At 64.9% G+C, this 23,784-nt stretch carries 20 protein-coding genes; 14 read left to right on the top strand and 6 right to left on the bottom strand.

The window, feature by feature from the left end:
• The first annotated feature begins 37 nt into the window (after positions 1–37).
• The gene (locus AC1RMD_RS05140; RefSeq protein WP_492924275.1) at positions 38–655 is read left to right on the top strand and encodes a hypothetical protein; all 618 of its coding nucleotides are present in this window, start codon (positions 38–40) and stop codon (positions 653–655) included.
• A gap of 303 nt (positions 656–958) precedes the next feature.
• Here AC1RMD_RS05140 and AC1RMD_RS05135 read toward each other — a convergent pair whose 3' ends face one another.
• Positions 959–1,783 (bottom strand): delta-class carbonic anhydrase, encoded by an 825-nt coding sequence (locus tag AC1RMD_RS05135; protein WP_492924273.1) that lies wholly within the window; start codon positions 1,781–1,783, stop codon positions 959–961.
• Between the two features lie 200 nt (positions 1,784–1,983).
• On the opposite strand from AC1RMD_RS05135, the gene AC1RMD_RS05130 reads away from it, so the two are divergent.
• Positions 1,984–5,208, top strand: a complete 3,225-nt coding sequence (locus AC1RMD_RS05130; protein ID WP_492924271.1) for a M35 family metalloendopeptidase — start codon at positions 1,984–1,986, stop codon at positions 5,206–5,208.
• A 15-nt stretch (positions 5,209–5,223) separates the two neighbouring features.
• On the opposite strand, the gene AC1RMD_RS05125 is transcribed toward AC1RMD_RS05130, so the two are convergent.
• A complete protein-coding gene (locus tag AC1RMD_RS05125; protein ID WP_492924269.1) occupies positions 5,224–5,415 on the bottom strand; it encodes a hypothetical protein in 192 nt (63 codons plus the stop codon).
• A gap of 102 nt (positions 5,416–5,517) precedes the next feature.
• On the opposite strand from AC1RMD_RS05125, the gene AC1RMD_RS05120 reads away from it, so the two are divergent.
• Positions 5,518–6,708 carry a basic secretory protein-like protein gene (locus AC1RMD_RS05120; protein ID WP_492924267.1) on the top strand — a complete coding sequence of 397 codons (1,191 nt, stop codon included), beginning with the start codon at positions 5,518–5,520 and terminating at the stop codon, positions 6,706–6,708.
• Positions 6,709–6,774: 66 nt separating this feature from the next.
• Entirely contained in the window at positions 6,775–7,224 is a 450-nt protein-coding gene (locus tag AC1RMD_RS05115; protein ID WP_492924265.1) for an Hsp20/alpha crystallin family protein, read from the top strand.
• Here AC1RMD_RS05115 and AC1RMD_RS05110 read toward each other — a convergent pair whose 3' ends face one another.
• Positions 7,225–8,016 (bottom strand): hypothetical protein, encoded by a 792-nt coding sequence (locus AC1RMD_RS05110; protein ID WP_492924263.1) that lies wholly within the window; start codon positions 8,014–8,016, stop codon positions 7,225–7,227. It lies immediately after the preceding gene.
• 117 nt (positions 8,017–8,133) lie between these two features.
• On the opposite strand from AC1RMD_RS05110, the gene AC1RMD_RS05105 reads away from it, so the two are divergent.
• The 4 genes from AC1RMD_RS05105 (at position 8,134) to AC1RMD_RS05090 (ending at position 14,563) form a co-directional block, all read left to right on the top strand.
• Entirely contained in the window at positions 8,134–8,973 is an 840-nt protein-coding gene (locus tag AC1RMD_RS05105) for a M15 family metallopeptidase (RefSeq protein ID WP_492924261.1), read from the top strand.
• A 114-nt stretch (positions 8,974–9,087) separates the two neighbouring features.
• Positions 9,088–12,795 (top strand): type VI secretion system membrane subunit TssM, encoded by a 3,708-nt coding sequence (tssM, locus tag AC1RMD_RS05100; RefSeq protein ID WP_492924693.1) that lies wholly within the window; start codon positions 9,088–9,090, stop codon positions 12,793–12,795.
• Positions 12,792–13,760 carry a type VI secretion system-associated protein TagF gene (tagF, locus tag AC1RMD_RS05095; RefSeq protein WP_492924259.1) on the top strand — a complete coding sequence of 323 codons (969 nt, stop codon included), beginning with the start codon at positions 12,792–12,794 and terminating at the stop codon, positions 13,758–13,760. The genes tssM and tagF overlap by 4 nt, the downstream gene beginning before the upstream one ends.
• A gap of 14 nt (positions 13,761–13,774) precedes the next feature.
• Positions 13,775–14,563 carry an OmpA family protein gene (locus tag AC1RMD_RS05090; protein ID WP_492924257.1) on the top strand — a complete coding sequence of 263 codons (789 nt, stop codon included), beginning with the start codon at positions 13,775–13,777 and terminating at the stop codon, positions 14,561–14,563.
• A 3-nt stretch (positions 14,564–14,566) separates the two neighbouring features.
• Here the strand turns inward: AC1RMD_RS05090 and icmH are convergent, their stop codons facing one another.
• From icmH to tssJ, 3 genes are read right to left on the bottom strand one after another with little or no spacing between them, the layout of a single operon-like run.
• Entirely contained in the window at positions 14,567–15,349 is a 783-nt protein-coding gene (icmH, locus tag AC1RMD_RS05085) for a type IVB secretion system protein IcmH/DotU (protein WP_492924255.1), read from the bottom strand.
• Positions 15,346–16,689, bottom strand: coding sequence for a type VI secretion system baseplate subunit TssK (gene tssK, locus AC1RMD_RS05080; protein WP_492924253.1), 1,344 nt, complete (start codon positions 16,687–16,689; stop codon positions 15,346–15,348). Before tssK ends, icmH begins: the two co-directional genes overlap by 4 nt.
• A 13-nt stretch (positions 16,690–16,702) precedes the next feature.
• The gene (gene tssJ, locus AC1RMD_RS05075; protein WP_492924251.1) at positions 16,703–17,278 is read right to left on the bottom strand and encodes a type VI secretion system lipoprotein TssJ; all 576 of its coding nucleotides are present in this window, start codon (positions 17,276–17,278) and stop codon (positions 16,703–16,705) included.
• Positions 17,279–17,444: 166 nt separating this feature from the next.
• Between tssJ and AC1RMD_RS05070 the strand changes: the two genes are divergently transcribed.
• The 6 genes from AC1RMD_RS05070 to tssH all read left to right on the top strand — a co-directional run bounded on the left by AC1RMD_RS05070 (position 17,445) and on the right by tssH (position 23,781).
• The gene (locus AC1RMD_RS05070) at positions 17,445–18,053 is read left to right on the top strand and encodes a hypothetical protein (protein WP_492924249.1); all 609 of its coding nucleotides are present in this window, start codon (positions 17,445–17,447) and stop codon (positions 18,051–18,053) included.
• A gap of 37 nt (positions 18,054–18,090) precedes the next feature.
• Positions 18,091–18,591 (top strand): type VI secretion system contractile sheath small subunit, encoded by a 501-nt coding sequence (tssB, locus tag AC1RMD_RS05065; protein WP_492924247.1) that lies wholly within the window; start codon positions 18,091–18,093, stop codon positions 18,589–18,591.
• Position 18,592: 1 nt separating this feature from the next.
• A complete protein-coding gene (gene tssC / locus AC1RMD_RS05060; protein ID WP_492924245.1) occupies positions 18,593–20,080 on the top strand; it encodes a type VI secretion system contractile sheath large subunit in 1,488 nt (495 codons plus the stop codon).
• Between the two features lie 31 nt (positions 20,081–20,111).
• Positions 20,112–20,603, top strand: a complete 492-nt coding sequence (locus AC1RMD_RS05055; RefSeq protein WP_492924243.1) for an Hcp family type VI secretion system effector — start codon at positions 20,112–20,114, stop codon at positions 20,601–20,603.
• A 101-nt stretch (positions 20,604–20,704) separates the two neighbouring features.
• Positions 20,705–21,178 carry a type VI secretion system baseplate subunit TssE gene (tssE, locus tag AC1RMD_RS05050; protein ID WP_492924241.1) on the top strand — a complete coding sequence of 158 codons (474 nt, stop codon included), beginning with the start codon at positions 20,705–20,707 and terminating at the stop codon, positions 21,176–21,178.
• A gap of 2 nt (positions 21,179–21,180) precedes the next feature.
• The gene (gene tssH / locus AC1RMD_RS05045) at positions 21,181–23,781 is read left to right on the top strand and encodes a type VI secretion system ATPase TssH (RefSeq protein ID WP_492924239.1); all 2,601 of its coding nucleotides are present in this window, start codon (positions 21,181–21,183) and stop codon (positions 23,779–23,781) included.
• The last annotated feature ends 3 nt before the right edge of the window (positions 23,782–23,784 follow it).

Below are 23,784 nucleotides of genomic sequence, written 5' to 3'. Positions count from 1 at the left end.
AAAGGCAGGCTTTGGAAACGATTTTCGCTGAAAGGCAATGATGGGCAATCAGGAAGAATTCTTCATATGGACGCCCCGCCATACTTTCTACGTCCAATCCATGCTGTTCAACACCGCATCGGCTTTGCAGTCCTGTGAGAAGGCATCCAGGTACGTAAAGGCAATATCCGAGGGGAAGCTTGGCCCGCAGGAGCGGAAGGACGAGGTTCTGGACTGCCTCCAGAACCTCGTCAACCAGGTAGGCGCGATTTCGAGGTACTTCTTCCCCTCCCGTGAGGAGCCCAGAGGGGCTACTCCTGACCAAAAGCGCATGCACGTGAAGCGGGGGATGTACCTGCGTAAGGTGTTCGGGGTGGGCGACGACAGCCCGCTGAGGAACAGGGGGCTCAGGAATTCGGTCGAGCACTTCGACGAGCGGCTGGACTTGTACCTTGAGGCTGGCATCGCAGGGCATATCTTCCCGAGCCTCATCTTGGACGAACCCGAAGAGACGGAGGTCCCTCATCATATCTTCAGGGCGTACTACTTAAGGGAAGGCATATTCCAAGTTCTGGGCGAACGGTACGAGATCCAGCCGCTCGTCGAGGAGGTTGGAAGGATCCACGACCTGTTGGTCAAGTTCGACGAAAATGGCGGGGTCTTTAGGGAGCTTTGAAGGCAAATTCACAGCATTGGCGCGCGTCGTTGGCGTGCTGAGAATGGGGAATATTCCACGCAAGAAACCCTGGCTTAAGGGAATGAACCGCGAGAGAATAACAGCAAATATTCCCCATGGTTTTCGCTGAGGCTCAGTGCTCATGCGGGTTTCTAGCCGAAAACGGGACGGACTGTTAATCCGCAGGTCCCTGGTTCGAGTCCAGGTCGGGGAGTCAGAATTCAAGAAGCACCAGAAAAAGGAGCTCCATGCCCAGGCATGGAGCTCTTTTTTTTGTGGGGTCCGGGATTGTGCAGTGCGCGCTTACCTGATCGGCGAGAGCAGCCTGTCGTCGGTGACCAGGTTGCGCACGCCGTGCGCGTGGTCTTCCTTGAAGACATTGGCGGTGCACCAGGCGCCGACGGATTCGGCATTCACCTTCAGCACTTTCGGACGCACGCTCCACGAGACCTGCAAGGGCGAACCTTTTTCATTGTAGCTCGGGCCGGTGGTCGAACCCGCGTATTGGATGGGTTTGCCCGTGCGTTTGGGGATGCGCTTGGCCTGCTGGTAGCCGTTGACTTCGCCGAGCTCGGTAAGTCCGGCAAAATCGGCCGCCCTGGCGTCATTGACCAGCACCAGAACCTGGGCTTCGACGCGAAGCTGGGGATTGGCATCGGCTTCGCTGAGGCAAGCGCTCAGCGTCGGACCAGGCGTTACTTGTGCCGTGCTGTGCACGTAGTGCAGTTCGATGGTGTCGCCCACCTGGAGGCCGCCGTGCTCGCCGGAACAGACCTCGGCGCTCAGCGGGGTGGCCTCGGCGGGCGTCAATTTGCCGGCATATTTGAACCCCGCATCGGATGGCACCGAGAATTGCCTGCCTTTGTGTTCGGCGTTCTTATGGAAATGAATATTGCAGAGATTCATTTTGGACGCGGCCGGCGCCGTGGTGAACACGCGCAGGTTGCTGCCGCCTTTGGCGCTCAGGTCGCGCGGCGCCTGGGGGCCGTAACCTTTGCCTTCGGTGGCCTTGATCAGGGCCGCGTTCTGGGCTGCTAACGATTCGCTCCCGGCATGGTGAGCATCTTGGGCATAGGCGCTCGTGCTCAGCGTGAGCGCTAACAGGTTCAAGGCGTATGGTATTTTCATCGTGCGTTCTTCAGGTTAGGCCAATGGGAACTTGATTCTAACTGCTTTGAAGTGGGCAGTCGATCAGTCGTCCGGGCGGCTGGGTTGTGTCTACCAACAGGGTCTGCTGAAGTTAAATGCGCGGGGCCGCCTGCGCCGTATCAATGTCGAAGCCAGCGGCGGTCTTATGCTCGGTCGGTAGTCCTTAAAGGAGACCCGACATGAGACACCAACCTTTTGTTGCCACCCTGACCGCCCAGCCTGTGTATGCGCTGGGCGATCCCGTCGTCATTACCGTCGACATCGAAAATACCAGCGCCGAGGCTTATCAATTGCTGACCTGGGGCACGCCGCTGGAGCCCACCCTCAGCGGCGACTGCTTCGTCGTCGAGCGCGACGGCCAGACCATCCCCTACGACGGCCGCTTCGTCAAACGCGGCGATCCGCCGGCCAGCGCTTATACGCTGATCGGTCCGGGCGATCGCCAGAGTTTCAGCGTCGATATTTCCGAGGTGTACGCGATCGACCAGGCCGGGCAATACAAGGCGGTGCTGAACGCCGTGTTTTTCGATGCCTTCATGGTGGTCGGCACCGTCAAAGCGGGCGCGCGCAAGCGCCAGGCGCACGAGGCGCACGCGGCGCCGCCGGCCGAGGTGCAGTTCGAGGTGGTGGCCGGCGCCTCGCCCAAATCGACCTCCGGCCAGCTGGCGCGCAAGGCCGAGTCGCAACTGGCGAAGAACAATGCCAAGGCGCCCAGTTTCAACGGCGGTACGGCGACCCAGCAGGCCGACACCCTCATCGCCCACGGCAATGCGCAGTATTTCGCGGCGCTCTCCGCGGCCCAGCTTGCCGCCGGGCCGGCCAGCAGCAACAGCTTGTACCAGACCTGGTTTGGCGCGTTCAACCAGGGCCGCTACGACAAGGTCAATGACGACTACAACAAGATCTCCAACACGCTGGTCAACGAGCAGGTGACCTACGATTTCACCGGCCAAGGGCACGGCAGCGACACCTGCCAGCCGGGCTACTTCGCCTTTACCTACAAGGGTTCGCGCACGGTCTGGCTGTGCAGCAGCTATCTGAGCGCGGCGCAGATCGGCACCGACTGCAAGTTCGGCACGCTGGTGCACGAGTGGAGCCACGCGGTGGCCGACACCGACGACATCCAGTACGGCGAAACGGCCTGCCTGGCGCTGGCCACCAGCGATCCCGACAAGGCCGTCAAGAACGCCGACAGCCACGAATATTTCGCCGAGCACCTGGCCCAGTCGGACTTCGGCAAAAGCTTCACCTTCATCACCGACCGCAGCACCTTCGGCAAGGACGAGATCGACACGATGCCGTCGCCGGCCGTGATCGACAAGGCGTTCTACGTGATAGCCGACGGCTTCTGGCCGGACAAGCTGGGCATCACGCCCGGCACGCTGGGCAATTCGCCGACGGTGAAGCCGGCCATCACGTTCAATCCGGCGGTGCCGGGCATGTCGGTCACGGTGACGTCGCTGGAGGCCGAGGACAGCAGCCTGCCGGTCGCGCCGCAGCGCTTCACCTGGGTCTGCCGGATCACCTTCGCCAACAGCAGCGGCTTCCCCGCCAGCGCCGGCCAGACGCTGGCGGTCGACATGACGGCCATCCTGGGCGGCCTGAGCGCCAACGCGCAAATCCTGCTGATACGCGACCCCAATCCGTGGGAGGTGGACGGCCCGACGTCCTGGCTCAGCACCGACTTGCGCGTGTTCAAGATACGCGACGGCGACGCCCGCTTCGGCGCCACCATCAGCGGCAACGCCAATGCCTACATCAAGCAGGTGCTGGCCAACCTAAACGCCGGCACGGCCGGCGAGAGCTTCGACAACCTGGCCACCGACGCGACGCTGGAGCTGTCGCAAAAGGTCAACGGCACGGCCATGTTCAACTTCGCCATCGCCCGCGTGCACTATCGCGGTTCGACCAACATCAGCAATGTGCGCGGCTTCTTCCGGTTGTTCCCGGTCAGCACCACCTCGACCGAGTTCGACGCCGCCACCACCTACCGCCGGGCCACCAGCGGCAGCGAGGTGATCCCCTTGCTGGGCTTGAGCGGCGGCGGCGATCTGCTGACGATACCGTACTTCGCCGAGGCGCGCGTCGACTCGTCCAACACCGCGTTGACGGCGCAGCATGATCCCACCAATGTGCGCGGCATGAACGGCACCGGCGGCGAGGTGTTCGCCTACTTCGGCTGCTGGCTCGACATCAACCAGACCCAGGCGCAGTTCCCGACCCATCCGTCGCCCGCCAACGGGCCGTGGGGTTCGGGCCGCAAGAGCATCCAGCAGCTGGTGCGCAACGCCCACCAGTGCCTGGTGGCGGAAATCGCCTTCGATGCCGCTCCGGTGCCGGCCGGCATATCGCCGGCGGCCTCGGACAAGCTGGCGCAGCGCAATCTGTCTATCGTCGAATCGCCCAATCCGGGCTACGCGGCGTCGCGGCGGATACTGGGCACCTTCGAGCTGCGCCCGGCCAAGGGCGCCGAGCAGTTGCCGGACCGCCAGCCCGACGAGCTGCTGATCGAATGGGGCAACCTGCCACGGGACAGCATCGCCAGCATCTACATACCGGAGGTGGCGGCCAGCCAGATCGTCGCGCTGGCCGGCGCGCGCTACGTCAACCACGGCATCACCTTGCTGGATGACCAGACGCTGCAGTTAAGGGTCGGTGGTATTTCCTATGTGCCGCTGCCGCCGGGCGCCGCGTTCGGCCTGACCGGCTTGCTGTCGGTGCAGTTGCCCGACTCCATACACAAGGGCGAGCAGTACACGGTGGTTGTGCGCCAGGTCAGCGACACCTTCGCCTTGCCGCCGGTGGTGATCGGCATCCGCGGCGAAGGGCGCGCCGCGGCGACGCGGGAGCCGGCGGTGAACGTGATCCGCTGGCGCCGTGTCGTCGGCAGTTACCAGTTGACGATACCGGTGCGCACCAAGGAAGTGATCGTGGGCGCCGAATCGCGGCTGCTGTCGGTGCTGCGCTGGATACTGGAGTCGGTGCCGGCCGGCGACCGCTGGCATCCGGTGTTCAGCCGCTACGTTTCGCTGATCGGCGAACGTGTCGGCGGACTGGGCGGCGATCCCGACCACATCAAGCCGTCGCCGGACGGCTCCGGCGGCGAGGCGGGCGGCGGCCAGCACGGGCACCCACCCGGCCACGGCCACGAGCACACGCACCGTTACCAGGGCAAGGTCAGCGGACTGATCTACGATTGCTTCGGCGACTTCGCCGGCTTCCTGCTGGACACCTGCGGAAAGGAACTGGAATTTTGCACGCATGAGCACCAGATCGAAGCGTTGGCGCGCACCGCCTGGCGCGAGCGGATGGCGATCACGGTGGTCGCGGGTTCATCCCATCCTCATCGACCGCTGACTATCATCCTGCAGAGGGCGCCGAAAATCTGCGGGCAGGGGGCATAAGCCGGGAGGCGGACTTCAGTCAGGCGACAAAGCCCAGGCTGCACCGCTTGGGCTTTGTTGTTTTTTGCGGTCGCGCTGGATGTCATATGTTGCATTCCTCGCCTCGATGCCAAGGAATGCCACCACCTGCTGCGCGATGCCGGCCCTATACCTCATGGTCGCCTGAGCAACGGCGTCGCGCCGGAACAGGTGGGTGGTATTTTCCATCCCTTCGTCACCGCTACGCTGGGGCGGGGCGGCCTTGATGTAGCCAAATTGGCATGCTTCCCGTGTTATATTCTGGACACTGAATTTGACCAGGGGATGATGATGTCGAGAAAGTGGTTGCTGGGGATGGGCGTGGCGATGAGCATGATGACGGCCGCGCGTGCCGAAGTACCCTTGCCGGTGCAGGTACACCTGACGCATATTGCGCCCGATACCTGGCGCGCCGACTATCGGTTTTCGCAACCGGTGACGTCGCTCCGGTTCGTGCCGGTGGCCGACTTCCGCAAGTCCGCGTGGAAGGTGTTGACGCCCGGCGTGACGCTGACCACCGGCGGCGAGCATGACACCTTGGCCGCCGCCAACGGCAAACCGCTGCGACAGCTCAGCGTGGAAATCTCGACCTTCGATCAACTGATGGAGAAGCAATACGTCGCCATGGACCGCTTCTCCGACGGCGGGCGCCTCGTCTACCTGGGCTTCCTGCAAGGCGAGGCCCGGCAGGGCAAGGTGGTGCGCGATATCGCCGCCAACTTCAAGCTGGAAGGCCTGGGCAAGGAAACCGTGCTGGTGCCCGCCACCCCGGCCGCGCCTGCCAACAACGCGACGCCGTATGCCTACTTCGGCCCGCAGTCGCCGGTCACCGCCGGCGAGGCGCAGGTGCTGCTCGACCCCAGCCTGTCCGACTGGGCCAGGGACACGTTGCTCGACACCACGGCCAGGATGTCCACCTACTACAGCGCGGCGTACCGGCAGAAGCTGCGGCAGCCCTTGCTGCTGCTGGTGGCCGTCAGCGATACCGCCTCCCCTGGCCTGTCGATCAAGGGCGGCGTGGTCGGTGCGCAGATCGTCTACCGTCTCGGCGGCACGGCCCTGCTGACCGCCGAATCGACCAAGAAACGGGAGATGGTCGCCAAGGTCGTGGCGCATGAAATGGCGCACCTGTGGCAGAACAATGTGCGCCGTGGCGGCATCAGCGGGAAGTCGCCGCCGTGGGTGCACGAGGGCGGCGCCGAGGCCATGGCGCTGGACGGCCTGCTGCGCAGCGGCATCTGGAGCGCCGAGCAGGGCCAGGCGTTCACCGCCGCCACGCTGGATGAGTGCGCGAAGCTGGAACACAGCTTCGACAGCTTTCGCGGCATCTACGCTTGCGGCTTCGAGCGCTTCAATCAACTGAATGTCGACATCGTGCCGCTGTGGCGCGACATGATCAGCGCCGCCGACAGCAAGGGCGAAATCTACAGCGAGGCGATGATCAACTCGCTTGTCGCGGGAGCGGGCAAAGCCGCGCCTTGATGTGCGTCAAAGGAGGGGATGGGGCGCTTCTTATCATGGTAGTCCAACCATTTGAAGGAGGCTGCCATGGCTAACAGTTTGATGCGTCTTGATCCTTTCCGCGACCTTGCCCGTTTCGATCCCTTCCGCGACATGGATGAAATGTTTCGCGACTTTGCGCCGGCGGCGTGGCGCGGCACCGACGTGACGCCGCGCATGCGGATGGATGTGAGCGAGACCGACAAGGAGTTTCTGGTCAAGGCCGAAATCCCGGGCGTGCAAAAGGAGGACATCAAGGTGGCCGTCAACGGCAACCAGGTGTCGCTGAGCGCCGAGATCAAGGACGCACAGCAGGCCGGCGCCAACAAGACCGGCGTCCTGCGCAGCGAGCGTTATTACGGACAAATTCAGCGCAGCTTCACGTTGCCGCAGGATGTGGATGACGACCAGGCCGAGGCCCGTTACGAAAACGGCGTGCTGCACCTGACGCTGCCGAAAAAAGTCGGCACCGGCGGCAAGCAGCTGTCGATCCAGTAATCAATGCGAGGGGGCGTTGCAGGCCGGGTCCGCATCCCAGCGGCCGGAGCAGATGCGCGAGCGGCACAGCATGCCTTCGATCAGTCCCAGCTGCTTGCAGCGCGCCAGCAGCTGCGCCGTGCTGTCGCCTTCCTGGCGCTCGACCACGTCGCGGTTGCGCTCCGGCAGCACCGCCGCCGGCTTGTTTGAATGCGCCACCAAAGCGGTGAGCAGGGCGACATCGGTATCGCCGGAAGCCGCGCCTGGCGCGGCGACGGCGGGACGCGCCACCGGCAAGCGTGCGGCGGGCGTGGCGGCTGTGTTTGCGGCGCCAGCCTGCCTGTGCGTTGTGCCGGCCGACCGTGGCGCTTCGGACCTTGCCGGCGCGTGCGCGGCCGGCGCTGCCGATGCCGCTGCTGCGGATGGCTGGTGAGACACCGGCGCCGGCGTTGGCGATGGCCGGGCGATCGATTCGTTCACAATTGCCGCCGCCTGCACGGGCTGCGGGCCGGCTGCGGCTTGCGGCTCTGCCGCTTCAACTGGCCGCCGCTCGACATGCGCACGCACGCTGCCGCGGTTGCGCGCAAATGAGCCAGGGGTGAGCGTGTCGTCGTGCACCAGCCAGGCGACCGCGCATATGGTCAGCACCAGCAGGCCGAGGCCGATGGTCCAGCCGTCGATGGTCCAGCTGCTGGTGCGTGGCGGCTTGGCTGTCTTCGGGCCGTGTTCCAGATGCGCCAGTATGCGTTTGCCGCCATCCGCCGCCATGCGGTTGGAGCTCATCAGGTCGGGTTTTTGCTTCGACGTATCCACGGTATTTCCTCCGAATTTGATCTGCTCTTTCACGCCGCTTGCTGGAGCGCCTACGATGAAGCGTGCTCGCCCTCAGTGTCCGATCTGCGGGGCGACCTTGCTTTGACGGAGCGCACCATGTTTCTCTTTTCAGTCTTTCTGTTTTTCATCTTGGCTTGCGTAGGCGCATGGCTGGCGCTGTTTCCCGCCGGGCGCGACGTGGTGGCGCAGTCGATGTCGGCCATCGGCCGGCGCATCGAACAGGGACTGCGCGGCGGCTACCTGCAGGGCGCGCACCAGGCGGCGCAGGCGCGACGCAGCGCCGGCGGCGGCTTGCTGAGCGCGCTGAAGTTCTTGCAGCGCCGCTATCTGTTGGTGCTGTCGGCCGCGGTGCTGCTGACCGTGCCGCCGATGCTGGCGCTGGTGCTCAGCGGCCGCAGCATGCTGGGCGGCTACGACAGCGACAGCCATACCGTCAATGACCAGGTCGCCAATCTGCTGAAGGGCGAGCAACTGGCGGCGCCGGCGCAGTTGCCGCCGCTGGTCTTCACGACGGCGGAGGTGACGCTGGTGCGGCCGCTGCTCGACGGCGCCAACCGCAACTGGCAGCTGCTCGACCCCGACTTCGCCCAGCGCCTGCTGCTGGTGTTCAGGATCATGAAAGAGCACCACGGTTACGACATGGCGATCCTGGAGGGCTACCGCAGCCCGGAGCGGCAGAACGCGCTGGCCGCCGCCGGTCCCAGCGTGACCAACGCCAAGGCCTTCCAGAGCTATCACCAGTTCGGCCTGGCGGCGGACTGCGCCTTCCTGCGCAACGGCAAATTGCTGATCTCCGAGAAAGACCCTTGGGCCATGCGCGGCTACCGCCTGTACGGCGAGGCGGCCGAAGCGGTCGGCCTGCGCTGGGGCGGCCGCTGGACCATGATGGACTTCGGCCACACGGAGTTGCGGGTGGCGGGCACCGTGCGGAAATAGCACGGCGCGGGGCGATGATTGTGCTGCCTCAAGTAATCCCAGCTTTGTTGGTGGCAACATTGTTCGGTCCGCTTGCTGCTCAGGCGCTGTCGTTCAAGCCGGCCTACACCCATGATGCGAAGAATCTGGTACTTCCTCACCGATACCCGCCACCTGACCATCATCGGCCTGACTGCGATGGCGGCCCTGTTCTACCTCGGCGCGCAAGTGCTGGAGCTGGCCCTGATCTGGGCGCTGGCGGCCAGCGCGCTGATGCTGTTGCTGGCCGGCCTGGCGTGGCTGTGGCGGCGTCGGCGCGCCAGCCGTGAATCCGAACAGCTGGGCGCGGCCATCGGCGCCCAGGCCGCCGCCGAGGCGCAGCCGCAGGACCAGTCCGGCGCCGAGGTCAAGCTGATCCGCGATGACATGTTGAAGGCGATCGACACCATCCGCGGTTCCAAGATGGGCATCGTGTCCGGCACGCGCGCCTTGTACGAGCTGCCGTGGTACATGATCATCGGCAATCCGGCGGCCGGCAAGAGCACGGCCATCACCAACTCCGGTTTGCAGTTCCCCTTCGCCGACGGCAAGATCGTGCAAGGCGTGGGCGGCACCCGCAACTGCGACTGGTTCTTCACCACCGACGGCATCCTGCTCGACACGGCCGGGCGCTACTCGGTGCAGGACGAGCACCGCGCCGAATGGTTCGGCTTCCTGGACCTGCTGAAGAAGTACCGCCGCCGCGCGCCCATCAACGGCATCCTGATCGCGGTCAGCATCGCCGAATTGCGCGGCGACGATCCCGAGGTCGGCATCAAGCTGGCGCGCAGCCTGCGCAAGCGGGTGCAGGACCTGATCGAGCGGCTGGAGGTGTTCGCGCCGGTGTACGTGGTGTTCACCAAGGCCGACCTGATCGCCGGCTTCGGCGAGTTCTTCGCGCGCGCCGAGCGCGGCGAGCGCGAACGCGTGTGGGGCGCGACCATGCCCTACAAGCGCAACACCGGCAGCCAGCAGATGATGACCTTCTTCGACCGCAGCTTCGATGAGCTGTGCGCCGGCCTGAAGGAACTGAGCCTGGCCAATATGGGCCAGCAGCGGCGCGACCGCATGGAGCCCGGCGTGTTCACCTTCCCGTTGGAGTTCGCGACGATACGCGCGCCGCTGCGCAGCTTCCTCGTCACGCTGTTCGAGGAAAACCCGTTCCAGTTCAAGCCCGTGTTTCGCGGCTATTACTTCACCAGCGCCTTGCAGGAGGGCGTGGCGGTCAGCGAACAGTCGCAGCGGCTGGCCAGGCGCTTCGAGCTGTCGCTGCCGGACGCGCCGCCGGTCGCCGCCAGCGGGCAGTCGGGCTTCTTCCTGCTGAATTTATTCCGCAATGTGATCTTCGCCGACAAGGACCTGGTGTCGCAGTACGCCAGCAAGCATAAGGTCAAGCTGACTTACGCGGCGTTCTTCGCGGCGGCGGTTTTGCTGGGGGTGTCGCTGGGCGGCTGGAGCTGGTCGTATCTGGGCAACCGGCAGCTGGTCAGCAATGTCCAGGCGGACCTGGACAAGGTGATCAAGCTGCAAGCCAAGCGGCTGGATCTGCAATCGCGGTTGGAGGCGCTGGAGATCCTGCAGGATCGCATCGAGCAGCTGGACAAGTACCGCGCCGACCGGCCATGGTCGCTGCGTATGGGTTTGTATCAGGGTGAGCTGTTGGAGCGCAAGCTGCGCGAGGAGTACTTCGCCGGCGTGCGGGAGGTGATGCTCAAGCCGGTCGTCGCCAACCTGGAGACGCTGCTGTCGGAGATGAACGCCCACGCCGACCAGTTGCAGGCGCCCGGCGCGCCGCCCGCAGCTGGCACGCCGGCCGCACCCGCACCCGCCGCCGCGCCGGGACGCCAGTTCCAGGAGGCCTCCGCCGTCAACGTCGAAGACGCCTACAACGCCTTGAAGAGTTATCTGATGCTGGCCGATACCGCGCGCGCCGAACCCGGTCACCTGAACGACCAGCTGACCCGCTACTGGCGCGGTTGGCTGGAAAACAACCGTGGCGCCATGCCGCGCGAGCAGATGATACACAGCGCCGAGCGGCTGATGTCCTTCCACCTTGCGCAGATCGCCGATCCATCCTGGCCGCGCATCGAGCAGAAGCTGGCGCTGGTCGACCAGGCGCGCGAGAACCTGCGCCGCGTGGTGCGCGGCATGCCGGCCAGGGAGCGGGTCTACGCCGACATCCGCGCCCGCGCCAACACGCGCTTCCCGGCGATGACGGTGGCGCGCATGGTGGGCGAGCAGGATCAGGCGCTGGTCACCGGCAGCCATGCCATCGCCGGCGCCTACACCCGCGAGGCATGGGAGAAGTATGTGCAGGACGCCTTCCGCGAAGCCGCCACGCACGAACTGCAAAGCGCCGACTGGGTCCTGAAGACCGCCGCCCGCGACGACCTGACGCTGGAAGGCAGTCCCGAACAAATCCAGAAGGGCCTGACCGATTTGTACAAGGCCGACTACGCGAGCGAATGGCAGAAGTTCGTCCAGGGCGTCACCATCGCCAACCTGAATGGCTTCGACGCGGCGGTCGTCGCGATGAACCGCCTGGGCGATCCGCAGTCGTCGCCCATCGCCAGGCTGCTGAGTACTATCCATCAGCAAACGTCCTGGGACAATCCCGCCATCATGAGTGCCGAGTTGAAGCAAGCGCAAACCGGCTTCGTCAACTGGGTCAAGAACAGCGTGCTGCGGCGCGGACCTTCGCAGGTCAACGTCAACCTGCAACTGGAGCCGACGCGCGGCGACAAACCGATGGGGCCTATCGGCCGCGAGTTCGCCGGCGTCGGCAAACTGGTGGCGGCCAAGGACAAGGATGCGTCGCTGATGCGCTCCTACATGGAGACGCTGTCCAAATTGCGCAGCCGCCTGAACCAGCTGAAGAACCAGGGCGATCCCGGTCCCGGCGCGCGCCAGTTCATGCAGCAGACATTGGAAGGCAACGGCTCCGAACTGGCCGATGCGCTGCGCTACGTCGACGAGCAGATGCTGACCGGGATGAGCGACGCGCAGAAACAGGCCATCCGTCCCATCCTGGTGCGGCCCTTGATGCAGACCTTCGCCGTGCTGGTCGGACCGGCCGAGGCGGAGATCAACAAGACCTGGCTGGCGCAGGTCTACGAACCGTTCCAGCAATCGCTGGCCAATAAATATCCGTTCTCGCCGAACGCCCGCATCGAAGCAGGCAATGCCGAAATCGCCCAGTTCTTCGGGCCGGACGGCTTGATCGCCAAGTTCGCCACCGGCGCCATGGGGCCGCTGGTGCTGCGGCGCGGCGACGTGCTGGCGTCGCGCACCTGGGCCGACATGGGCATCACGCTGTCGCCGCAAACCGTGGCGCGCTTCCCCGGCTGGATCGCACCGATAGGCGCGGGCGGCGTCGCCTCGTCGGCCGCCGCGCAGACCATCTTCCAGATCCAGCCGATGCCGGCGCCCGGCACGCTGGAATACACCGTCGATATCGACGGCCAGCAGCTACGCTACCGCAACACGCCGGCGCAGTGGGCCAATATGGTTCATCCCGGCCCGCAGGGGGCACCTGGCGCGCGCATCACGGCGGTGGCCTTCGATGGCCGCAGCGTGGAGGTGTTCAACGAGCCGGGCCAGTTCGGCCTGAAACGCATGATCGACGCGGCGGCCAAGCAGAAGCGCGAGGGCGGCGTGTTCGAACTGCGCTGGACCAGCGGCACGATCACGGTGGCGATGGGACTGAAAATCATCAGCAGTCCTGACAGCAGCGGCGCGGCGCCGCAGGAGCAGGGCTTCCGTGGCATGAAGCTGCCGGAAACGATAGTCGGAGCCGCGCCATGAAGCGGGCGCCGCAAACCGCGCGCATCGGCTACTTCGGCAAACTGCCCGCGCGCGCCGACTTTATCAAGGCTGCCGACAACCTGGCGCTGGCCAATCTGCTGGACGGCTGGCTGGCCGAGGTCATGAACCTGCTCAGCATCGATCCGCGCTGGAAGCTCAACTACGACGCCATGCCGCCCTTGGATTTCGCCTTCGTCGGCACGCGCAGCAAGCGCGCGATCGCTGGTCATCTGCGGGCCAGCAGCGACCTGTCGCAGCGGCGTTATCCCTTCCTCAGCATGAGCGCCATCGAGATCGACGACCCGCGCAGCTTTGTCGCCCGCAGTCCGCTGGTGCTGGCGCCGTTGTGGGAGCTGCTGGAGCCCCTGGCCAACGACGTGTTCGAGGCGGCGGAGCCGGAAGCCGGCTTGCAGGCGATGGCCGCCACCACCGTCGAAATCGATCCTGCCGCCGCCGAGCTTCAGCAGATGTTCGTCGATTTCCTCGATCGCCACAGCGTCGCCGGGCTGGAGGCGATGTTGGGCCGGGCGTCGGTGCGGCGGATGATACTGGCGATCGGCCTGCTGTTGCAGCCGGTGCGCCACTGCGGCGCCGCACGACTGGACAAAAGCCTGGTGCTGCCTTTGCCATCGGCGCCGCGCCAGCGCTACCTGGTGGCGGCGTTCTGGCTCGACCTGATCACGCCATTCTTGCAGCAGGCAGATTTCGAACTGAGCCTGTTCTTCGGCGAGCAGCGCGAGCAGTCGGTGCTGGTGGTCGGTTTCAGCGGCGCCGCGCCGGAGGCCCTGCAGGCGGTGATCGATCCGCTGTATGCGGCCGAGCAGCAGATCAACTTCGAGTACGCGGGCTGGGTCGATGAACTCATCTCCGGCGACGCCAATGTGCAGAAGCTGTCGGCCTACCTGGACCAGGGGCAGTTGTCGCTGCGCTCGGCCCACGCGCTGTTCCACGAAACCTTTGCCTGATAAGGAGTCATGCGATGCGCCAGCGGATCCTCTGGCCGGCGGTGATGCCGGCGTTGCTGTCCACCTCACTCTATTGCGCCGCGCAGGCGCCGCTGCCGGCCACGCCCCGGCCGGGGCAGATACTGGTCAGCGGCGCCGTGCCCGACGAGGCCAGCAAGGCCGCCATGCTCCAGCGCCTGCGCGATCTGTACGGCGCCGAGCGCGTGGTCGACCAGCTCGCGATCGCGCCGGTGTCGCTGCCGCCCAACTGGAACGGCTACGTGCAAAAGCTGATCCAGCCGAACCTGAAGCTGATCAGCAAGGGCGAGTTGAAGATCGACGGCACCAACGTCACCGTGCGCGGCGAAGTGGCCAACGAGGCGCAGCGCCAGCAGATCGCCAGCGACATCGCCACCAGCCTCAACCCCAGCTACACCGTCAACAACGGCTTGCGCGTCAGCGCGGCGGAGCAGAACCTGCTCGATGAAACGCTGGCCAGGCGCATCATCGAATTCGAGAGCGGCAAGGCGACGCTGACCGCGTCCGGCAAGGGCATCCTGGACGAGATGGCGGCCGCGCTGCAGAAGGTCAAGGGCAAGAAGGTGGAGGTGATCGGCCACACCGACAACGTCGGCCTGCGGGAGAGCAACCTCGCGCTCAGCCAGGCGCGCGCCGCAGCCGTGCGCACCTACCTCGCCGACAAGGGCATTCCGGCGGAGATGGTCATGGTGTCGGGGCAGGGGCCGGACCGGCCGGTGGCCGAGAACAACAACGCGGAAGGACGCGCGCGCAATCGCCGCATCGAGTTCCGCGTTGCCCAGTGAAGTTCAGGGCAGGGTGATGGTCACGTAGGCCGGGCGCGGCGCCAGCTTCACCAGGTCGCTGTAGCCGGCCAGCGTGTTCTGCGTCGAATGCGCCAGCGACGACGACAGCCCGAGGTAGGCGCTCAATCCGATCAGCGCGAACACCGCCGACATGACCCACAGCGGCGTGTTGCTGCGCAGCTTGTGGACGATCTGGTCCGGCCGTTCGGCCTGCGGCGCGAAGCCCTTGCTCTTGCCCAGGATGTGGGCGATCTCGTCGCCGACCCGCGCCGTCATGTAGGCCAGCTTGTCGCCGGAATCCAGCGCGTACTTGCCGCGAAAGCCGATCAGCAGGCACATATGGAACACCTGGAGCGCCGGCAGGCGCGCGCCGCCGCCGCTGCGCAAGGCCTCCAGACGGTCGAAGAAGTGTTCGCCGGCCAGCTGGTCGCCGAAGATCACCAGTTGCAGCGGGCGCCGCTCCCACGCGGCGCGGATCGGGAACGACGACGACAAGATGATCTCGTCGAGCGCCGCGCAGAAGGCGTATTTGGCGGCGTCGATGTCTTCGCCCTGCGCGCGCAGCTTGCGTGCCTCGCGGTCGAATTCCGCCAGGTAGGCGGTGATAGTGTCGAGGAAGTGCGCCTCGCCCGGCGGCACGCTGCCGTTCTTCAGCATGAACAGCAGGTAGAAACCTTCCTGCAGCAAGTCCACCAGCGTTTGCACATGGCCGTAGCCGGGCTGCTGCTGGCGGCGCTGGCCGCCCATCAAGGTTGGAATGGCGCGGCGTTCGACCTGGGGCGTCATGCTGTCACCGCGATCAGGCCAAGGTGCAGGTCGCGTATGCCTGCCGGGACGTAGATCGAAATCGACTGCGCCTTCAACATCTGCTCATACAGCATGCCTTTGCCCTCCAGCGCGAAGTAGTAGGTGTCCGGCTGCACGGGTATCGCCGCCGGCACTTGCGGTGCGTGGGTGATCTTCACGCCGGGCATGGCGGACAGCACGCATTTTTCCACATCGTCCGGCGCGCCGACCTTGACGCGCAGCGGCACGATCTCCACCAGCTCCAGCGCCGACAGCGATGCGCTGACCGCCAGGTACAGCGTGGTGCGCTGGTCGATCTTGCCGGAATCGAGCTTGCCCAGGTGGTAGCTGGGTTTGTCCTCCGACAGCGCGATCGAGAAGTACTTGGTCGAGATGACCGTGTCCAGCAAGTCGCGGATGATGTGATCCAGGCCGGAGAAGCACTGCGCCGGGTCGTCGTGCCGGTAGCCGGGCAGGTGCGTCAGCGAGTACTGCTTGGAGTAGGTCATCATGGCGCCGGCCAGCCCAAGCAGCGCCTCGAACAGCCGTTCGGGATGCAGGTCGGGATTGCGGACGTAATGCATCAGCGCGGCGGCGGAGGTGCTGACCGTGTGCAGCAGCCAGAAAGACGAAACGTCGCCCGAGCGGAACTCGATCACATTGCGGCTAGGCTCGCGCATGTGGCCCTGCAGCGATTGCACCTTGGCCTGCAAGGCGTCCATCAGCCGGTCCAGCAGCGCCTTCAGGCCGGGAGCGCTGGCGATCGACACCGCCGGCGGGATGAACTGCGGATCCGGCTCGAAGCCGCCGGTGACCACGCGCCGCAAGCGGATCACCGGAATGCAGTCGAAGGCGCCCAGCGGTTCCTGGTCCGACACCAGCCGCGCGGATTTTTTCAGGTAGCTGACATTCGTGCCCACGGCCTGGGTGTACAGGTCCGCCGTTTCGCGGGTGGTCTGGCGGTAGCGCGCGCCGTTTTGCTGTTCCTCGGTGGCGGCGTTGCCGCCGCCGGGCGACAAGGTGGGCAGGGCGATGTGGAAGGTCAGCTCCTGCAAGGTCGCCGGCAGCACGGACAAATCGATGGCCGCAGGCAGCGGATCGCTGGCCGGGGCATCGACGATTTCGCCATCGTGGAAAATCGCCGCCAGCGACTGCAGGCGCAGGCGGTCGGTCTTCAACGCATCCAGGTCCCACTCGATTTTGCACACGCCCCACAGATAGGGATGCAGCGCGCGGGCGATCTGCTGCAATCGGGCTTCGTGATACTGGTCCTGCTGCTGGAAGTGCTGCGGCCGCAGGAACAGGCCATCACCCCACAGGACCTTGGACGGAATACTCATGCTGTCTCCAATCTTATTGACAACGGACCGAGGCCAAGGGCTTGCCGGCCTCGCTGGAAGCTGCCGCGCCGGCGCCCACGCTCATCGCGCAGGCATGCAGGCCGACAGTGATGCCGGATTTTTCCGCGTCGCCGGCGGCGAAGGCCAGCCGCCAGCGTTGTTCGGCGGGTGAGCGGAACAGCGCCACCACGCCGATGTAGTAGGCCTCGCGGGTGACCTTCTCGACGATCTCGTAACGCTGGCCGGGGATCAGCATCACTTCCTTGACCTCCAGCAGATCGTTGCCGAGCAGTTCGCGCTCTCCTTGCGTGTTGAGGAAACCGTTGAACGGCATCTGCTGAAACGCCGCCGTCTGCCGCAGTTTGTAGATGCGCGCCGCCAGCGCCAACGGCTGGGAACCTGTGCCGGCATTGAGGTTCTGGCTCGCGTGCAAGCGGATCGCGACGCTGCGCGGCGGCTTTTGCGCATCCGGCAACTCGGGTGCTTTGCGGATGCCAGCCATCTCCATCGCCGCGCCGGCGATGGAGCCTGCGGCGCAGCCCTGCAATGCCAGCAACCCTACGATCACGATAGTCTTCTGGGCGTTCATATTTTCTCCAAGCGATTCCGCCATTAGAGCGAAAGGCGCGCCGCTGAAAGTTGAGACTGCGCAAGCTAAGCCGAAAAGAAACAGTGATTGAGTAAGCGCAATGGCGGGCACAAGCATTCGGGAATAATGGGACCCTTCATGACCGCATACGCAAGAGGAGAAATTGATGATCACTCCAAGAACCTGGTTGCCCTGCATGGCGAGTTTGCTGTTGCTGTCGGCTTGCGCGACGGACGGCGACTCGGTCCGCGGCGACAAGCTGCAAGCGTCGACACTGGAGCATGCGCTGGCCGAAGCGGATACCGCCCTGGCGTCCGGCCAGAGCGACAAGGCCCAAAGCATCCTGAAAAGCGCAGCGACCAGCTACCCGGCCGACAAGACGCCCTGGCTGCACATGGCGCAGATCAAGTTCGACCGCGCCAGCTATGGCGAAGCGATCATGAATGCGCTGGAAGCCTTGCAGCGCGATCCCAACGACAAACTCGGTAACAGCATCGTCGCCGTCAGCGGCCTGCGTCTTTCCACCAAGGCGCTGGCGGATCTGAGCCAGCAAAATAATCTCAACGGATCGTTGCGCTCCGAAGCGCAGGACCTGGCCAAGCTGCTGCGCAGCAGCCTGGGTGAGGATGTACTGGTGCCTACCTCGAACAGCTCCGTGCGCAAGGCGGTTCCTGCCGCCGCTATCGGCAAGAAGACCGCCGTCGCGCCGGCGACGCCGCAACACAAGGCTAGCAGTTCAAGCAACAGCAGCGATCCTTTCGGCGGCTTGAAGTAAGTCCGTCGCCCGCGTTTTCCTTTTCGATGGAGTGTGTATGGCTAACGGAGACAGTGTACAAAAGCGCCTGACCAAGGTGCGTCCGCCACGGGTGCAGATGACGTATGACGTGGAAATCGGCGACGCGATGGAAAACAAGGAGTTGCCCTTTGTGGTCGGCGTGGTGGGCGACTTCGGTGGCAATTCGGAAGTCGAGAAGAAGCGCCTGAAGGATCGCAAGTTCGTCAACATCGATAGCGGGAATTTCGACGAAGTGCTGAGCGGCGTTGAACCCGTGGCGCGCTTCCAGGTGCCCAATCAGCTCAGCGGCGACGACACCAGTTTTAATGTGGAGCTGCGCTTCAAGGCGATGTCGGACTTCCGCCCCGAGTCGGTGGTGCAGCAGGTCGAGCCGCTCAACAAGCTGCTGGAAGCGCGCCGCAAGCTGGCCGACCTTCGCAACAAACTGGCCGGCAACGACAAGCTGGAGGACATCCTGAGCGAGGTGTTGACCAACACCGACAAGCTGGCCAGCTTGAAATCCGCCAAGGGAGGCTGACATGTCCGCACAAATGAACCCGATGCAGGAAGCCGCGCCCGCGGCGGAAGGCGCCAGCCTGCTGGACCAGATCGTCGAGCAGAGCAAGGTCGCCAAGTCCAATGTGGAGCATGCCCGCGCCAAGGACATCATCTCGGAACTGGTCAGCCAGGTACTGGATGGAACGGTCGTCGTGTCCAGCAATCTGTCGGCCACGCTGGATGCGCGCGTGGCGGAACTGGACCGGCTGATCTCCAGCCAGCTGAGCGCCATCATGCACGCTCCGGCTTTCCAGAAGCTGGAGCAAAGCTGGACCGGCCTGCATTACCTGGTCAAGAACTCCGCCACCGGCCAGGGCCTGAAAATCCGCATGCTCAACGCCACCAAGCGGGAGCTGGTGAAGGACTTCCAGTCGGCGCTGGAGTTCGACCAGAGTTCGATGTTCAAGAAGGTCTACGAAGAGGAATTCGGCACCTTCGGCGGAGCGCCCTATGCGGCGCTGCTGGGGGACTTCGAGATATCGCGCCAGCCCGAGGACATGTATTTCATCGAGCAGATGTCGCACGTCGCCGCCGCCTCGCACGCGCCGTTCATCGCCTCGGCCGCGCCCGAGTTGTTTGGCCTGGAAAGCTACGGCGACCTGGCCAGGCCGCGCGATCTGTCCAAGGTGTTCGACACCGTGGAATACGCCAAGTGGAAGGCCTTCCGTGAATCGGAAGACTCGCGCTACGTCGGCCTGGCGCTGCCGCGCTTCCTTGGCCGTCTGCCATTCAACCCGGTCGACGGCACCACGGTCGAAGGCTTCAACTTCGTCGAGGAAGTGGACGGCACCGACCATCAGAAATACCTGTGGTGTAACGCCGCCTATGCATTCGGCGCCAAGCTGACCAAGGCCTTTGACGATTTCGGCTGGTGCGCGGCGATCCGCGGCGTCGAAGGCGGCGGCCTGGTGGACGACCTTCCCACCCACACCTTCAAGACCGACGAGGGCGAGGTCGCGCTCAAGTGTCCTACTGAAGTGGCCATCACGGACCGGCGTGAAAAGGAACTGAGCGACCTGGGTTTCATCTCGCTGGTCCACTGCAAGAACACGGCGTATGCCGCCTTCTTCGGCGCGCAGTCGGCGCAGAAGGCCAGGAAGTACAACTCGGAAGCGGCCAACGCCAACGCCGTGCTGTCGTCCCAGCTGCAATACATCTTCGCCGTCTCGCGCATCGCGCACTACATGAAGGCCATGATGCGCGACAAAATCGGCAGCTTCGCCGCCGCCTCCAACGTCGAGGACTTCCTCAACCGCTGGCTGATGAAATACGTCCTGCTGGACGATAACGCCAGCCAGGAACAGAAGGCCCAGTTCCCGCTGCGCGAAGCATCGGTGCAGGTGCATGAGGTGGCGGGGCGGCCGGGCGTGTACCGCGCAGTGTCCTTCCTGCGGCCGCATTTCCAGCTGGATGAATTGTCCGTTTCCCTCCGTCTGGTCGCGGAGTTGCCGCAGTCGACCAACAACTGATGTTCACCATAACCTGAGACAGGAGCATGCAATGGCAATCGACGTCTATCTGTACATTGATGGTATCAAGGGCGAGTCCAACGACGACCGGCACAAGGACTGGATCGAGTGCAAATCGGTCAGCTTCGGCGTGGAGCAGCCGAAATCGGCCACCGCTTCCACCAGCGGCGGCCACACGGCGGAGCGCTGCGAGCATCGCGACATCGTGCTCTCCAAATTGGCCGATCTGTCCTCGCCCATCCTGCTGCAAACCTGCTCGGCGGGCCGCACCATCCCCAAGGCCAGGTTCGAGTTCATGCGCGCCGACGCCCAGGGCGAACGCGTGAAATACTTCGAGATCGAGATCGAGAATGTGCTGATCGGCGCCGTCTCGCCGGCCGTTGAAGAGGGCGACATTCTGACCGAAGACGTGGCGCTGAAATTCTCGAAGGTCAAGTGGAAATACATCCAACAGAAAATCAGCGGTGGCGCCGGCGGCAACACCTCCGGCGGCTGGGACCTGGCCAGCAACCGCATCGTCTGAACCTTGTTCCCCTGCGCCCGCAGCGGATCGTGCGGCGATCCGTCGTGGTGCGCGTTTTCTGGCCAGGCCGGCCCGGCCTGGCCTTTTTTTGAAAGCATGCGATGAATGGCTTTACTCCCGGCCTGTTCGACCGTTTGCTGGACCCGCAGGGCAGCCATGCCCGCAACGGCGCGGGCCTGTCGCTGGAGCAGTGGAAGGATACCGTGGCGCGCGACCTCGAGGATCTGCTCAACACCCGCTGCGCGCTGCCCGAAGACCTGCTGGAAGCCTATCCCGAATGTTCCAGTTCCATCGTCAACTACGGACTGATCGACTTTGCCGGCATGTGCCTGAGCAGCAGCGAAGACCGGGCCCGTATCTGCGCCTGCCTCAAGGCCGCCATCGAGCGTCAAGAACCCCGGCTGAGCAACGTGCAGGCGCGCCTGGAGCGCGAGAGCGGCTCGATCAACCGCGTCAGCTTCGCCATCAGCGCGACGCTGGCCGGACTGCCGATGCGTGAGGCGGTCAATTTCGACGCCGTGCTGCAACCCTCATCGCTGCATTATTCAATCAACCGCAGCACCCGCGGAGCGTGAGCATGAATCTCAACCTGAAAACCCTGATCGGCAAGCTCAATGACACCACCCGCCTGGCCGCCACGCGCGCCGCCAGCATCTGCGTGGCGCTGGGCCAGTATGAAGTGGAGGTCGAACACCTGTTGCTGGCCTTGCTGGAGCAGGAGCGCTGCGATGTGGCGCTGATCGCCCGCCAGTGCGGCGTCCGCACCGAGGCGCTGGAGGCGGACCTGCACCACGAAGTCAGCCAGTTCAAGACTGGCAGCACCCGCACGCCGGTGTTCTCGCGCCAGCTGCCGCTGCTGCTGGAGCACGCATGGCTGATCGCGTCGCTGGCCACGCCGCAGCCGGACCGTATCCGCAGCGCGCACCTGCTGGTCGCGCTGCTGACGGAGCCGGAACTGTCGCAACTGGCCTTGCGCGCCTCGCCGCTGTTCGGAGAGATTCCCATCGATGAGGTCAAGCACAAGCTGGAGAAATACACCCATGGCTCGCAGGAAGAAACGGCCGCAGCCGACGCAGCCACCGCCACCCCGCTTGCCGACCTGGCGCCGCAAGGCAGCCCGCGCACGCCGGCGCTCGATCAGTACACCACCAGCCTGACGCAGTTGGCGCGCAGCGGCAAGCTCGATCCCGTGATCGGCCGCGAGGCCGAGATACGGCAGGCGATCGATATCCTGATGCGCCGCCGCCAGAACAATCCCATCCTCACCGGCGAGGCAGGTGTCGGCAAGACCGCCGTGGTGGAGGGGCTGGCGTTGCGCATCGCCGCCGACGACGTGCCGGACGTGCTGAAGGGCGTAGAGATCCGCACGCTGGATATGGGCCTGTTGCAGGCCGGCGCCAGCGTCAAGGGCGAGTTTGAAAACCGGCTGAAGAACGTCATCGACGAGGTCAAGCAAAGTCCGCAGGCCATCATCCTGTTCATCGACGAAGCCCACACGATGATAGGCGCGGGCGGCCAGGCGGGCCAGAACGACGCCGCCAACCTGCTCAAGCCGGCGTTGGCGCGGGGCGAGTTGCGCACCATCGCCGCGACCACCTGGAGCGAATACAAAAAGTATTTCGAGAAGGATGCCGCGCTGGCGCGGCGCTTCCAGGTCGTCAAGGTCGATGAGCCGAGCGAGGAAATCGCCAGCGCCATGCTGCGCGCCATGACGCCGCTGATGGAACGGCATTTCGGCATCCGCATCCGCGACGAGGCTGTGACCGAGGCGGTGCGGCTGTCCCACCGCTACATCAGCGGCCGGCAGTTGCCGGACAAGGCGGTCAGTGTGCTCGATACGGCCTGCGCCCGCGTCGCGCTGGCGCAGAGCGGAACCCCGGCCCTGCTGGAGAACGCCGCCAGGAGCATGGAGCGGCTGTGCGTTGAAATCGCCGCCTTGAAGCGCGAGGACGACGGTCACGCGCACGCGCAGCGCTTGCGCCAATTGGACGAGGCGCATGCCGCGCTCAAAGCGGAACACGCGCAGCACAACCAGCGCTGGCAACGCGAGCAATCGATAGTCGCCGCCATCGCGCGCGCGCGCGCCGCGGCGAACGGCGCGGCGGAAACCCATGCGCTACGCGCCGAGCTGGCGGCGCTGCAGGGTGAAACGCCGATGGTGCCGGTCGACGTGGACGCCGCCACCGTGGCCGCCATCGTCTCCGGCTGGACCGGCATCCCGCTGGGGAAAATGGTCAAGGACGAGATCCGCACGGTGCTCAAACTCCAGGACGCACTGCAGACGCGCATCCTCGGCCAGGACCACGCCATCGCCGCCGTGGCCCAGCGCGTGCGCACCGCCCGCGCCAACCTGGACGACCCCAACAAACCCAAGGGCGTGTTCCTGTTCGTCGGCCCGTCCGGCGTCGGCAAGACCGAAACGGCGCTGGCGCTGGCGGACCTGCTGTACGGCGGCGAACGCAAACTCCTCACCATCAACATGAGCGAATACCAGGAAGCGCACAGCGTCTCCGGCCTGAAAGGTGCGCCGCCGGGCTACGTCGGCTACGGGCAGGGCGGGGTGCTGACCGAAGCGGTGCGCCGCAATCCCTACAGCGTGGTGCTGCTGGACGAGATCGAAAAGGCCCACCCCGACGTGACCGAGCTGTTTTTCCAGGTCTTCGACAAGGGCGTGATGGACGACGCGGAGGGCCGCGAGATCGACTTCCGCAACACCATCATCATCGCCACCTCCAACGCCGGCTCGGCCGCCATCATGCAGGCTTGCCTGAACCAGGAATCGCCGCCGACCGAGACCGCGCTTGAGGAATTGCTGCGGCCCCACCTGGTCAAGCATTTCAAGCCGGCTTTCCTGGGCCGCTTGAAAGTGGTGCCGTACTACCCGATCCCCGACGCGGTGCTGGTGCAGATCATCGCGCTCAAGCTGGATCGCATCGGCCAGCGCATCCGCGATCACCACCGCGCGGAGTTCAGCTACGACCAGGCGCTGATCGAAGCGGTACTGGCGCGCTGCACCGAAGTCGATTCCGGCGCCCGCAATGTCGACCATATCCTCAACGGCAGCCTGCTGCCGGAGATCGCCGAGGCGGTGCTGCAGCGGATGTCGGAGGGCGCCGCCATCGGCAAGATCAAGGTCGGCGCCAGCAAGCAGGGCCAGTTCAAATACACCATCAAATAGCCC

The sequence above is a fragment of the Duganella sp. GW822-FHT06D06 genome (genome assembly GCF_058799615.1).
Note: the sequence above shows the minus strand (reverse complement) of the source record. Positions and strands in the feature narration are given on the sequence as shown.